Here is a 13,684-nt window from a genome sequence, read left to right on the forward strand (position 1 = left end):
GCGATCTGCGGGCAGAAGTGGCGCACGATCGCCAGGTCGTGGGCGATGAAGACGAACGCGATGCCCAGGTCCCGCTGCACCTTCTGGAGCAGGTTGACGACCTGCGCCTGGATGGACACGTCGAGCGCGGAGACCGGCTCGTCGGCCACGATCAGCTTGGGTTCCAGGGCGAGCGCGCGGGCCACGCCGATGCGCTGGCGCTGGCCGCCGGAGAACTCGTGCGGGAAGCGGTTGTAGTGCTCGGGGTTGAGCCCCACGATCTCCAGCAGTTCGCGCACCCGGGCCTCGCGGCCGCCCGGCGGATTGATGCCGTTGATCTCCATGGGGCCGGAGATGATGGTGCCGACGGTCTGCCGGGGGTTCAGCGAGGAGTACGGATCCTGGAAGATCATCTGGATGTCGCGGCGCAGCGGGCGCATCTGGGCCATCGAGACGTGGCTGATGTCCTTGCCCTCGAACACGATCCGCCCGGCCGTCGGCTCGAGCAGCCGGGTGAGCAGCCGGCCCGTGGTCGTCTTGCCGCAGCCCGACTCCCCGACCAGCGACAGCGTCTCGCCCTTCACGACCGAGAAGTCCAGCCCGTCGACCGCCTGCACCGCGCCGACCTTGCGCTGCAGCAGCCCGCGGCGGATCGGGAAGTGCTTCTGCAGACCGGTGACCGACAGCAGCTCCTCCTGCGTGGGCTGCTCGGTCCCGGCCTCGCTCACATCCGCTGTCACGATGTCCTCTCAGAGCTTCGGCTTGATCTCGGTGGTCCACACCCGCAGGCGGTCGTCCGCGCTCAGGTGGCACGCGACCTGGTGGCCGCCGCCGACGTCACGCAGCTCGGGGACCTCCGTCTCGCTCGAGCCGCCGTTGAGCTGGCTGAACGAGCAGCGCGGGTGGAACGGGCAACCGGACGGCACGTTGATCAGGCTCGGCGGCGTGCCCTTGATCGGCAGCAGGCGGTCGGTCCGGTCCCGGTCCAGCCGTGGCATGGACCCGAGCAGACCCCAGGTGTACGGGTGCTGCGGCTCGCGGAAGATGTCGTCGGCGTTGCCGTACTCGATGCAGCGGCCCGCGTACATCACCAGGATGTCGTCCGCCAGCTCGGCGACCACCCCGAGGTCGTGGGTGATGATGATGACCGCCGAGTTGAACTCCTGCTGCAGGTCCCGGATCAGGTCGAGGATCTGCGCCTGGACGGTCACGTCCAGCGCGGTCGTCGGCTCGTCCGCGATCAGCAGCTCGGGGTCGCACGACAGCGCCATCGCGATCATGGCGCGCTGGCGCATACCGCCGGAGAACTGGTGCGGGTAGTCGTCCGCCCGGCCCTTGGGGTTCGGGATGCCCACCCGGTCGAGCATGTCGATGGCGTGCTTGCGCGCCACCGCCTTGCTCACGTTGTGGTGGATCCGGTACGCCTCGATGATCTGGTGGCCGACCGTGTAGTACGGGTGCATGGCCGACAGCGGGTCCTGGAAGATCATCGCCATGTTCTTGCCGCGCAGCTGACGGACCTCCTCACGGCTGGCGCCGATCAGGTTCCGCCCGTTGAGCAGGATCTCACCGGAGACCTTGGCCGTGCCGGCCTTGTGCAGCCCCATGATCGACAGGCTGGTCACGCTCTTGCCGGAGCCGGACTCCCCCACGATGCCGAGCGTCTTGCCGCGTTCCAGCTGGAACGACAGCCCGTCGACCGACTTCACGACGCCGTCGTCGGTCGGGAAGTGCACCTTCAGGTCGCGTACCTCGAGGAACGTCTCCCCGCCGACCTGCTCGGGCCGGGGCTCCGGGGCGTCCAGGTAGTCCTCAGTCTGCGAGCTCATGAGTTGCGCACCCTCGGGTCGACGACGGCGTACAGCAGGTCAACGACCAGGTTGGCCAGGATGATGAAGATGGCGCCGACCAGCGTCACCCCGAGCACCTTGGGCAGGTCCTGGTTGGTGATCGCGATGACCGCGTACTGCCCGATGCCGGGCAGCGAGTAGGTCGTCTCGGTCAGGATCGCGCCGCCGAGCAGCAGGCCGAGGTCCAGACCGAAGATCGTGAGGATCGGGGTGAGCGCGGACCGCAGGCCGTGCTTGACCACCACCGTGCGCTCCCGCAGACCCTTCGCCCGCGCGGTGCGGATGAAGTCCTCCTCCATGGTCTCCAGCATGCCGGCCCTGGTCAGCCGCGCGTACTGCGCCGCGTACAGCAGCGCGAGCGTGATCCACGGCAGGATCAGCGCGGCGGCCCAGTCGAACGGGTTGTCCGCGTCGACCGGGTTGGTACCGCCTGGCGGTGTCCACTCCAGCGCGTAGCTGAAGATCGACAGCGACAGCAGACCGGTGAAGAAGATGGGCAGTGACACACCTGCCAGCGCCACGCTCATCGACGCTCGGTCGAAGAAGCTGCCCCGTTTCAGCGCCGACACCACACCGGTGGCGACGCCGCCGAGTAACCAGAGCACCGCGGCGCCCGAGGCCAGCGACAGGGTCACCGGCAGACGGTCGAGCAGGTCGGGCAGCACCGGGTTGTGGGTGATGAACGAGTAGCCGAGACACGGCGCCGGGCAGTGGTCGATGCTGACCCCGGTGTCGTAGTCGGCGCCGGCGAACAGCCCCTTCACGAAGCGGCCGTACTGCTCGTAGAGCGGGTCGGTGAACCCGAGCTTCTCCGCCGTGTCGTGGATCTGCTGCCCACTCGCCGTCTTCCCGACATAACGGGACGCGAGATCGTCCGCGGTCGCGCCACCGAGGCGGGGAACGCCGAAGAAGATCAGGAACGTGATGGCGGTGACCACGAACAGCAGCAGGACAGCCGCGATCAGCCGCCGAAAAATGTAAACAACCACGTGGGGGGCTGTGGTAGCCGGTGGGGCCGCGGGTTTGTCACCCGCGGCCCCACCGGTGAACCGGCGCCTTCACCTACTTTCGGGCTACTTCTGCACGCCGAGCGTCGTGTAGTCGTACGTGTTGTACGCGTCACTGATGAACACGTTCGTCAGCCGCTCCGGACGGTAGAAGAGGGTCGACGCCCAGACACCGGGCAGGTAGTAGGCGTCCTTCATGACCTGCTCGTCGATGTTGCCCCAAATCTTGTTGCGCTTGCCCTCGTCGAGCTCCTCGAGGGCGTCGTCCAGCATGCTGTCGATCTTCGGGTCCTTGACGCCGAAGTTCGTGTTGCCGGCGGCCCGGATGGCCCGGCTGTCCACGATCTGGCTGAGGAAGCCGAACCCGTCGTTCCAGTCCGCACCCCAGCCGTAGACCCGCAGGCCCAGGCCGTTGTTCTTCGCGAAGGCGACGTTGCCGGCGTAGAGCTTGCCGTAGTCGCTCTGCGGGTAGGCCTTCAGCTCGGTCTTGATGCCGACCTTGGCGAGCGACTGCTGCAGCGACTCGGCGGTCGCCTTCTCCGCGGCGCGCTCGGCGCGGTAGGAGATGTTGGTGCTGAACCCGTCCGGCTTGCCGCACGCCTTCAGCTCCGACTTGGCTTTGTCGATGTCACCGTTCGGCTTGGACTTCGTCCCGTACAGGTCGACCTGCCGGAAGCCCGGGATCATCTTCGGCATCATGTTGGTCGCGATCTCGCCACCGTTGGCGCCACCGTAGGAGCGCAGGTAACCCTCCTTGTCCGCGGCGTACATGACCGCCTTGCGGCAGTGCTCGTTGTCGAACGGCGCGACGTCCGCGTTCAGCGCGGTGAACCACGTGCGCGGCTGCGGGGACGAGTCCGCGAACTTCTTCAGGTTCGGGTCGTTGACCACCTGCGCGCGGGTCTCCGCGGTGACACCGAGAGCGGACACGGCGACGTCGAGGTCGTTGTTCAGCAGCCGCTTGTCGATGTCGGCCTGGTTCACGTTCAGGTCGACGTCGATCTCGTCCGGAAGGGACTTGCGGCCGGTGTCCGGGTCGGTCTTCGCGTCGTAGTTCGGGTTCCGGACCAGGACGAAGCGCTTGCCGAGCTCGTTGGTCTTGAACATGTACGGCCCGGACGCGATCACGTGCTCCTTGTACTTCGTGCCGGTGTCCTTCGCGGGCGGCACGGGAGCGGTGGCCGGCAGCATGGCCAGGTAGTCGAACCCGGCGAACGGCTTCTTCAGGTGGAAGACGATCGTCTGCTCATCCGGTGTGTCGACGGCCTTGAAGTTGGCCATCGTGAGGTCGTGGTCCTTGTACGGACCGGCGTAGCCCTGCAGGTCGAGGAAGTCGCTGAAGTACGTCGGGCCGTTGACCAGGACGTCCTTGTCGAGCGAGCGCGCGACCGCGTACTTGACGTCCGTCGAGGTGATCGGCGTGCCGTCCTCGTACTTCAGGCCCTTGCGCAGCTTGTAGGTCCAGGTCTTGGCGTCCGCGCTCGCCTTGCCGAGGCTCTCCGCGAGGTCGGGCACCAGCTGGTTCGCCTCCGCGCCCGGCGCGGACTTGAAGGTCACCAGCGACCGCATGTACAGGCGGCCGAAGTTCCAGCCGTAGCCGTAGTAGCTGTCGCCGCCGTCCAACGAGTCCCAGTCGGAGTCGTTGGCCATCTTCAGCGTGCCGCCCTTGGTGTCGGACGGGTTGTAGACGTGGCCGACCGCCGCGTTGAACGCGGGCGTGCTGGTGCTGCCCCCGCCGTCACCGTCCTTGTCGCCGCTCCCGCTTCCGCAGGCCGACAGGGCCATTGCGAGCGCCGCTCCTGCGGCGATCGCGGTAACTCTTGTTTTCCTCATATCCAGATGCACCCTTTGTGTTGGTCGGAGCCTGATGACTCCCCGACGGTCGACAAGCTGTTGGTGGGGTCTAACGCCGCCCCCGAGGATCGAGCGCGTCACGGAGCCCGTCGCCGAAAAGGTTGAAGGCCAGCACGGTCACGAAGATCGCCAAGCCTGGCGGGAACATGAACTCGGGGTCAACCGTGTACCACTTGGTGGCGTCGTTGAGCATGCCGCCCCAGGTGGCCGTCGGCGCCGGCACGCCGACGCCCAGGAACGACAGCGCCGCCTCGAACAGGATGTTGGTCGGGATCAGCAGCGTCGAGTACACCAGGATCGGCGCCACGAGGTTCGGCAGCAGCTCCTTGGCCAGGATGTACGGCGACCGGGCGCCGAGGCTGCGTGCGGCGTCGACGAACTCACGCTCACGCAGCGACATCGCCTGCCCACGAACTATTCGGCCGATGTAGGGCCAGTTGAAGAAGCCGATGACGAACACGATGATCGCCACCCGCAGCCAGTACCCCGTGAGCCCGAACACCTCGTTCGGCATGGCGCCGACGAGCGCGAGGGCGAACAGCAGGATCGGGAACGCCAGGAAGATGTCCATCAGCCGGCTGATGACCGCGTCCACCCAGCCGCCGAAGTAGCCGGCGACCACGCCCATGACCACGCCGATCACGACCGCGAGCAGGGTGGCGAGGAACGCGATGAGCAGCGAGACCTGGGCGCCGTAGACGACCCGGCTGAACAGGTCGCGCCCGTTGATCGGCTCGACGCCGAAGAGGAAGCTCCCGCTGATGCCGCCCCAGCCGCCGTAGGGCAGCGAGGTGTCCGGGTTGACCTGGTCGTAGTTGAAGTCGTTCGGCGGGTGACCGAACAGCTTGACGATCAGGGGCGCGCAGATCGCGACCAGGATCAGGAAGATGATGACGATGCCGCCGCCGATGGCCACCTTGTCCCGCTTGAGGCGCGACCAGGCGATCTGGCTCAGCGAACGACCCTCGATGGCCTTCCTGCTCGCTCCCTCGAGGGTGACCTCCGGCGGCGCCTCGGCGGCGGAACCCGTGGTCTCGAGCGGTGCACTCATGCCACAACCTGTCGGGGGCACACCAACGACGGGAAGGGCATGTCAGCATCCTCCAGGGGCTTGGATTGGTCCCAGTATTTGGTCGCAGACATTAACCCTTACCCCCACCGAGAACGAACCGGGTGAGGTTACGATCCGGGAACACACGGTTGCCTTTTGACAGCCGAGAAGGTCTAGATCGTCACCGTCTGTGTTGGGCGGCGTCCCGGGTCCCGTCCACGGCGAACCAGCCGGTCTCGAAGGCCTGCCAGGTCAGGAGCGGTTGCCGGCACTCCTCGCCGTCCCGCGCGACCGCGCGGGCGAGCCGCTCAGCTCGGTCGAAAACCTCACACCAGACAAGGTAGGACAATCGGGGGCGAACCACCCGCCGACCGGACGAGACGCCCTCCACCAGAAGAACGTGCGGCACTCGTACGGTGACGTGATCACCCGACCGTGGCACACCCCCGGACCAGACAGTGCGCCGGTAGCGACCCGGCCGGCCCCGCTGGAGCGGGGTGAGCACGCCGTCGACCAGACGTGGCCACCAGGCGACCGGGTCGTCCCAGGTCGCGAAGTCGTCGGTGCGGACCAGCTCCGCGTCCGGCAGCTCCGCGAGGAGCCGGTCGGCGAACGAGGACTTGCCGGAGCCGGAGGGGCCGTCGACCGCCACCAGCCGCACCGGGCCCAGGCGGGCCGGTGCGGCGAGGATGTCGTTGATCACACTGTGTTCGACACTCACACGGAACGGCGGCCGGTCAGCGCGCGGCCCAGCGTCAGCTCGTCGGCGAACTCCAGGTCACCACCCATCGGCAGGCCCGAGGCGAGGCGGGTGACGGTGAGGCCCGGGAAGTCCCGCAGCATCCGCACCAGGTAGGTGGCGGTCGCCTCGCCCTCGGTGTTGGGGTCGGTGGCGAGGATGACCTCGGTGATCTCCTCGGCCCCGATGCGTTGCAGCAGCTCACGCACGCGCAGCTGGTCGGGGCCGATGCCGGACAGCGGGTCGAGGGCGCCACCCAGCACGTGGTAGCGGCCCTTGAACTCGCGGGTCTTCTCGATCGCGAGGACGTCCTTGGGCTCCTCGACCACGCAGACTGCCGAGGGGTCGCGGCGCGCGTCCCGGCAGATCCGGCAGGTGGGCTGCTCGGAGACGTTGCCGCAGATGTCGCAGAAGACCACGCCGTCCTTGACCTTCTGCAGCGCCTGCTGCAGCCGGACGATGTCGGCGGGGTCGGCGCCGAGGATGTGGAAGGCGATGCGCTGCGCGCTCTTCGGACCGACGCCCGGAAGCCGCCCCAGCTCGTCGATCAGGTCCTGGACCGGTCCTTCGTACATGGGTTACATGCCGGGCAGGCCGAGCCCGCCACCGCCGAGCCCACCCGCCAGCGGTCCCATGGCCTCACTGGCGAGCTTGTTCGCCTTGCCGCCCGCGTCCCGCACGGCCGCGACGATGAGGTCGGCGAGCGTCTCCACGTCCTCCGGATCCACGACCTTGGGGTCGATGGTGACCGACTTCAGCTCGCCGGTGCCCGAGACGACCGCGGTGACCAGGCCACCACCCGCGGAGCCAGTCGCCTCCGCGTTGGCCAGCTCCTCCTGCGCTGACATGAGCTGTTCCTGCATCGCCTGGGCCTGCTGCAGGATCTGCTGCATGTCGGGCATGCCACCACCGGGTTGCATCGCGGTTCCCTCTCGTCGGTTGCCTTCCAGCGTAGTCGGGATGGCGTGTGGCAGGGTGAGGACGTGCGGAGACCTCTACTCACGGTGATGGTTTTGTTGTCGCTGACCGGCTGTGGCGGCGCTCCGGCGGAAGTCTCCACGTCGAGTTCCGCCTCGACACCGCCGACCACGACCAGTTCGTCCGCACCGACGACGACCACCACGACGACCACCACGACGACGACCAAGCCGAGGCCGAAGCAGGTCGTCGTGCTGGACCCGGGCCACAACGGCGCCAACGCAACCCACGCGGCGGAGATCAACCGCCAGGTGCCCGCGGGCCGCGGCCGGATGAAACCGTGCAACACGACCGGTACGGCCACCAACGCCGGCTACCCCGAGCACTCGTTCACCTGGGACGTCGCGGTGCGAGTCCGCGATCTGCTTGCCGCACAAGGGATCCAGGTGATCATGACGAGGCAGGACGACAACGGCGTAGGCCCGTGCGTCGACCAGAGAGCGGCGATCGGCAACCAGTCGGGCGCGGCGGCGGTGGTCTCGATCCACGCCGACGGCTCGACGAACACGTCGGCACACGGCTTCCACGTGGCGTACTCGTCGCCGCCGCTGAACGAGGCACAGGGCGAGCCGTCGACCCGCCTGGCAGGCACCCTCCGCGACGCGATGGTGTCCGCGGGTTTCCCGACCTCGACCTACGTCGGCTCGAACGGCCTGTCCCCCCGCGACGACCTGGGCGGCCTGAACCTGTCCGAACGCCCGGCGGTACTGGTCGAGTGCGGCAACATGCGCAACGCGACTGAGGCGGCGGCTTTCAGCGGCCCGACCGGCCGCCAGTCCTACGCCGCGGCCATCGCGTCAGGCATCCTGGCCTACCTGGCCTGACATGCGGTGGGTGGTACATGCGGCGGGTGGTCGTGCTCGGTCGCGGCGGCGCGGGCAAGTCGACGCTCGCGAGCCGCCTCGGCGCCGCCCTGGACCTGCCGGTGATCGAGCTGGACACGCACTTCTGGCCACCCGACCTGACCCCGATGTCCAAGGACCGGTGGGCAGCCCGTCCGACGCGACCTGATCACCACGGACCGCTGGATCCTCGACGGCGACCTCGGACCGTACGACGTGCTACCCGTGCGGCTACGGGCGGCCGACACCGTGAACGTGCTGAACTTCCCACTGTGGCGGTGTGCCTGGCGAGCCCTGCGCCGCTCCCGCGAGCCCTCTGTCCTTCTGGCGCTGGCTCGTCTACTACCGACGCGCGGCCCTGCCCGTGGCAATGGCCCCGATCACCGAACATGCCACACAAGCCGAACCCCACGTGCTCCGCACACCACGCGAAGTCCAAGCTTCATTTTCTTGATCAACGCCAACACAGATGGTTGCGTAGGCAGCCCCCACCCGAACCCGGGGGCGGCCCCGATGCCCATTCTACCGGCTGGCACTGACGAAACCCCTGGTCAGCGGGGGCTGTGGATAACGTTCACCCGGTGAGTGCGAACGAATGGGACATTCGTGTGCGGACGGCAACCTCCGCGACCAGGCACTGAACACGCAGGCCCTGCTGGGCGTCGCAGCCCGTGGGACGCTCCTCGAGTCGAGGTTCAGCGGTCGATCGCGCGGGCGCCCAGCTTGTCGGTCAGCAGCTTGACCACATCCGCTTCGGGGTCACTCGGGGGCGCCACGGGTGGCTCCGCGGCGACGTCCTCGAAGTAGTCGTCGTCCGGGGGCTCGGGTGGGGGTGGCTCGTCGGCCGGCGGCGCGGCCGGTGCGGGCCGTGCGGCGGCTGCGGGCGGTGGCTCCGGCGACGGCTGTGGCTCCGCCGGCTGTGTCGGCTGGGTCGGCCGCTTGAACGTCGGTGGGTCGGACCGTGGCTTCTGCGCGACCGACTGGGTGGCCGCCGCGTTCTGCGTCGCGTGTACGCACTTCACCTGCCAGTGCCCGGGCAGCACCTCGCCCAGTGCCTTCGCGATCGCGTCCGCGTTGCGTGGCTCGGCCAGCCGCCTGGCGAGCGGGGCGGCGGGGTGGGCGATCACGACCGTGTCGCCCTCCACCGACTGCACCATCGCGTTGGTGAGCATCGCCTCGGTGCTGCGGCTGTTCTTGCGCACCGCGGCCAGAAGGTCCGACCACAGCCGTCGCAGGCCGGCCGCGTCGATCGCCCCGCTCACGGCGGCGGCGGGTGACGGGGCGGCGGAGGTGCCCTCGGACGCAGGCCCCTCGGCCGGACCGGTTGCCGGACGTTCCGCACCGGTTGGACCTTGACCCGAGGCGGCAGGCGCCGTGGCCGGCCAGCCCGTGTCAGCGGGCTGGGTGGGTGCGGTCCGTACGGCGGGCAGCGGTTCAGAGACAGGCGCGGGAGAGCTCGGGGCGGCCGCCGGCCGATCGTCCCCAGCCGCACCTCGGCCGGCGGGCGGCGAGGCGGCGGACCCGTTGGTGGTCTGGGCGGGGGTCACTCCGGTGACGGGCGTTCGTGCGTCCGCGGGAGAGGCGGGCGCCTCCGCACCCACCTGGCCCACCGTCACCCGGCGTTCGATGCGTTCCAGGCGTTGCAGCACGGCCGAGTCGGCGGCCGCGTCCGTCGGGACCGCGCCCGGCAGCAGCATCCGCGCGCACAGCAGTTCCAGCAGCAGGCGCGGCGCGGTCGCCCCGCGCATGTCGATCAGTCCGGTGTGGACGATCTCGGCGAACCTGGTCAGCGTCGCGGGCCCCAGCTGTTCGGCCTGCGCCACCATCCGGTCCAGCTCGTCCGCCGGCGCGTTGACCAGCCCGCGTGACCCCGCGTCCGGCAGGGCACGCAGCAACACCAGGTCCCGCAACCGGTCCAGCAGGTCGGCGGCGAACCGGCGGGGGTCGTGACCTGCCTCGACCAGCCGGTCGACCGTGCCGTACACCGCACTCGCGTCGCCGGCGGCCAGGCCACCGACCATGTCGTCGATCAACGCGACGTCGGTGACGCCGAGCAGCGCCACCGCTCGTTCGTAGGTCACACCTTCGGGGCCCGCGCCGGCCAGCAACTGGTCCAGCACCGACTGCGTGTCACGGGCCGAACCACCGCCGGCACGGATGACCAGCGGGAGCACCGCAGGCGCGACCGGGACACCCTCCGCGGCGACGTTGCGCTCCAGCAGCTCACGCATCGCGCTCGGCGGAATCAGCCGGAAGGGGTAGTGGTGCGTGCGCGACCGGATGGTCCCCAGGACCTTCTCCGGCTCGGTGGTCGCGAAGATGAAGACCAGGTGCTCCGGCGGCTCCTCCACGATCTTCAGCAGAGCGTTGAAGCCCTGCGTCGTGACCATGTGGGCCTCGTCGATGATGAACACCCGGTACCGCGACGACGCCGGCGCGTAGAACGCACGGTCCCGCAGCTCACGGGCGTCGTCGACACCACCGTGGCTGGCCGCGTCGAGCTCGACCACGTCGACGTTGCCGGACCCCTCCGGCGCGAGCGAGATACACGAGTCACACACGCCGCACGGGTCGGGCGTGGGCCCCTGCTCGCAGTTCAGCGAGCGGGCGAGAATGCGCGCGGACGACGTCTTGCCGCAACCACGCGGCCCGGAGAACAGGTAAGCGTGGTTGACCCGCTTGGCCTGCAGTGCCGTGCGGAGCGGTTCGGTGACGTGTTCCTGCCCGACGACCTCGGCGAAGGTTGCCGGACGGTACTTGCGGTAAAGGGCGAGCGCCACGCCGCGACCTTACCCGCCATCACCGACAGCCCGGCCACCCACGGCCCCGTCCCGGCGGCCCCGCTACACTGGACAGTGGATCCCATGCGGCGTCCATCTCGTGAACCTCCCCAGGGCCGGAAGGCAGCAAGGATAAGCGGGCTCTGACGGGTGCGTGGGATCCCTCGACCTCGGCCGACCCTGCTCGGTGCTCGCACCTTCGCAGGGTCGGTCTTCGTCGTTTCTTGTGGGGCCGGGCCCCACACCCCGCCGGGGGCTTGCCCCCGGGCCCCCATCGGCGGTGGGGCTTCGGCATCTGTCGGCTGAGTCTCAGCGTCGTCTCTCTGCGTTTTTGTTGGGCCGAGCGGGCGAACCCGATGCCACGATCGTGTGCTTCGGCTTCTACAGGTGTTGGCTGGTCAGACGGTTGTTGGTTGCCTGCTTGTATGCAGCCGTTCGAGCTTCCCGCGTTCTACCTGCCTTGGCCGGCACGTCTTAACCCTCACCTCGAACGGGCCCGTTTGCACAGTCGGGCTTGGGCCTATGGGCTGGACATGATTGACGTCCCTCAGCACGGCACCAGGATCTGGGACGAGCATGACTTCGAGTCGCATGACTACGCGCTGTTGTGTGCGTACACCCATCCGGACTGTGCTGCCCCGGACCTGGAGCTCATCACTGACTGGTATGTGTGGGTCTTTTACTTCGACGACCACTTTCTTGAGTTGTTCAAGCGGTCCCGCGACCTGCTGGCGGCCCGTGGGTACCTCGACCGGCTGACGGCGTTCATGCCGGTTGGTGGCGAGATCAGTGAGACGCCGGAGAACCCGGTGGAGCGTGGCCTGGCCGACCTGTGGAGTCGTACGGTGCCGAGCCACTCCGTGGACTTTCGGCGGCGGTTCGCGGAGAGCACGAAGCATCTGCTAGATGAGTCTCTGTGGGAGCTGGCGAACATCAACGAGGGGCGGGTGGCCAACCCGATCGAGTACATCGAGATGCGGCGGAAGGTTGGCGGCGCGCCGTGGTCGGCGAACCTCATCGAGCACGCGGTCGGTGCGGAGGTGCCGGCGGAGGTCGCGGCGAGTCGGCCGATGACTGTTCTGCGGGACACGTTCGCCGACGCCGTCCACCTGCGCAACGACATCTTCTCGTACGCGCGTGAGGTGCTTGATGAGGGCGAGCTGTCCAACGGGGTCCTGGTGTTCGAGAAGTTCCTGGGCGTCACGACGCAGGAGGCGGCGGACTCGGTCAACGATCTGTTGACCTCCCGCCTGCACCAGTTCGAGCACACCGCGCTGACCGAGGTGCCGGCGCTGTTCGCCGAGCACGGCATCGACCCGGCGGCGCAGTCAGGGGTGGCCGCGTACGTGAAGGGACTGCAGGACTGGCAGTCCGGCGGGCACGAGTGGCACCTGCGGTCGTCGCGGTACATGAACGAGAAGGCACGCCGCTTCGACGGGATGTCGGCCGCGCGGATCGTCCGGTCGCTGGTGGGCACCGCGCCCCAGCGTCTGCGCGCGTACACGCATGTGCCGTTCGAGAAGGTCGGGCCGGTCACCGTGCCCGAGATGTATGTGCCGTTCGAGCTACGCCTGTCCCCCCACCTGGCCACGGCCCGTGAGAACCTCGTGACCTGGTCACACTCGGTGGGCATCCTGTCCGAGGGCATCTGGGACGAGCAGGCGCTGCGTGGCTACGACCTGGCGCTGTGGGCGGCCGGACGTCAACCGGAGGCATCGTCCGGCGAGCTGGACCTGGGGTCGGCGTGGCTCGCGTGGGGTACGTACGGCGACGATCTCTACCCGCGCGTGTACGTCCACGACCAGGCCGGCGCCCGGGTGGCGACCGCACGGCTGAAGGCGTTGATGACCGTGCCGACGGTGGTGCCGGCGAACGCGCTCGAACGCGGCCTCGCCGACCTGTGGACGCGCACGGCCGGCCCGATGGAGGCGGACGCGCGTCGGCGGTTCCGCCATGCCGTCGAGCAGATGCTGGACAGCCGGCTGTGGGAGCTGGACAACCACCGGCTGAACCGCATCCCGGACCCGGTCGACTACGTCGAGATGCGGCGCCGCACGTCCGGCTCGAACCTGACGATGAGCCTGGCCCGGATCACCCACCTGCGCACCCTGCCGGCGGCCGCGTTCCGGACGAGGCCGATGCAGTCGTTGGAGAGCTCGATCGCCGACTGCGCCTGCCTGCTGAACGACATGTTCTCGTACCGCAAGGAGATCGAGCTCGAGGGCGAGGTGCACAACGCGGTGTTGGTCGTGCGCAACTTCCTGGGCTGTACACAGGATCGGGCGTTCGAGGTGGTGAACGACCTGCTGACGGCGCGGATGCGGCAGTTCGAGCATGTGATCGAGCGGGAGCTGCCCACGCTGGTGACGGACCTGTCCCTGGACGCGGCGGCGCTGGGCAGGTACGTGCAGGAACTGCGCGACTGGATGGCCGGAACCCTGCACTGGCACCGCGAGTGTCACCGCTACCGGGACACCGCCCTGACCGCGAAGGCGACGCCGGCACGCGTCAGCACCCCGGCGGGCCTCGGCACCTCGGCGGCAAGACAAGTCCAACTCTTGGCGAGCCGGCCCTGACCCTCCGAACAGCGTGAACCCTGCCGGT

The 13,684-nt window shown here is 68.7% G+C and carries 11 protein-coding genes and 1 other RNA gene; 3 read left to right on the top strand and 9 right to left on the bottom strand.

Annotated elements, in window-relative coordinates; genetic code table 11:
* From VET29_RS27585 to VET29_RS27620, 8 genes are all read right to left on the bottom strand, one after another.
* The coding region (locus tag VET29_RS27585; protein ID WP_324925649.1) for an ABC transporter ATP-binding protein at nt 1-719 on the bottom strand (719 nt) is incomplete at its 3' end.
* 9 nt (nt 720-728) lie between these two features.
* Nucleotides 729-1,808 (bottom strand): ABC transporter ATP-binding protein, encoded by a 1,080-nt coding sequence (locus tag VET29_RS27590; protein WP_324925651.1) that lies wholly within the window; start codon nt 1,806-1,808, stop codon nt 729-731.
* Nucleotides 1,805-2,818: an ABC transporter permease gene (locus VET29_RS27595; RefSeq protein WP_324925653.1), complete on the bottom strand. Its 1,014-nt coding sequence runs from the start codon at nt 2,816-2,818 to the stop codon at nt 1,805-1,807. The genes VET29_RS27590 and VET29_RS27595 overlap by 4 nt, the downstream gene beginning before the upstream one ends.
* A gap of 84 nt (nt 2,819-2,902) precedes the next feature.
* Nucleotides 2,903-4,621, bottom strand: coding sequence for an ABC transporter substrate-binding protein (locus VET29_RS27600; protein WP_324925655.1), 1,719 nt, complete (start codon nt 4,619-4,621; stop codon nt 2,903-2,905).
* Nucleotides 4,622-4,739: 118 nt separating this feature from the next.
* Nucleotides 4,740-5,741, bottom strand: coding sequence for an ABC transporter permease (locus VET29_RS27605; RefSeq protein ID WP_324925657.1), 1,002 nt, complete (start codon nt 5,739-5,741; stop codon nt 4,740-4,742).
* Nucleotides 5,742-5,922: 181 nt separating this feature from the next.
* A complete protein-coding gene (locus tag VET29_RS27610; RefSeq protein ID WP_324925659.1) occupies nt 5,923-6,444 on the bottom strand; it encodes a uridine kinase family protein in 522 nt (173 codons plus the stop codon).
* A 14-nt stretch (nt 6,445-6,458) separates the two neighbouring features.
* On the bottom strand, nt 6,459-7,055 hold the full coding sequence (gene recR / locus VET29_RS27615; RefSeq protein WP_324925661.1) for a recombination mediator RecR: 597 nt from the start codon (nt 7,053-7,055) through the stop codon (nt 6,459-6,461).
* A 3-nt stretch (nt 7,056-7,058) separates the two neighbouring features.
* The gene (locus tag VET29_RS27620; protein WP_324925663.1) at nt 7,059-7,400 is read right to left on the bottom strand and encodes a YbaB/EbfC family nucleoid-associated protein; all 342 of its coding nucleotides are present in this window, start codon (nt 7,398-7,400) and stop codon (nt 7,059-7,061) included.
* Between the two features lie 63 nt (nt 7,401-7,463).
* Between VET29_RS27620 and VET29_RS27625 the strand changes: the two genes are divergently transcribed.
* Nucleotides 7,464-8,282 carry an N-acetylmuramoyl-L-alanine amidase gene (locus VET29_RS27625; RefSeq protein WP_324925665.1) on the top strand — a complete coding sequence of 273 codons (819 nt, stop codon included), beginning with the start codon at nt 7,464-7,466 and terminating at the stop codon, nt 8,280-8,282.
* Nucleotides 8,283-8,995: 713 nt separating this feature from the next.
* On the opposite strand, the gene VET29_RS27630 is transcribed toward VET29_RS27625, so the two are convergent.
* Entirely contained in the window at nt 8,996-11,080 is a 2,085-nt protein-coding gene (locus tag VET29_RS27630; RefSeq protein WP_324925667.1) for a DNA polymerase III subunit gamma and tau, read from the bottom strand.
* 74 nt (nt 11,081-11,154) lie between these two features.
* Here VET29_RS27630 and ffs point away from each other — a divergent pair.
* Nucleotides 11,155-11,249, top strand: an RNA gene (ffs, locus tag VET29_RS27635) — signal recognition particle sRNA small type.
* 256 nt (nt 11,250-11,505) lie between these two features.
* On the top strand, nt 11,506-13,656 hold the full coding sequence (locus tag VET29_RS27640; RefSeq protein WP_324925669.1) for a terpene synthase family protein: 2,151 nt from the start codon (nt 11,506-11,508) through the stop codon (nt 13,654-13,656).
* Nucleotides 13,657-13,684 lie beyond the last annotated feature (28 nt).

This window comes from Actinophytocola sp. (genome assembly GCF_035634895.1).
GTDB lineage: Bacteria > Actinomycetota > Actinomycetes > Mycobacteriales > Pseudonocardiaceae > Actinophytocola.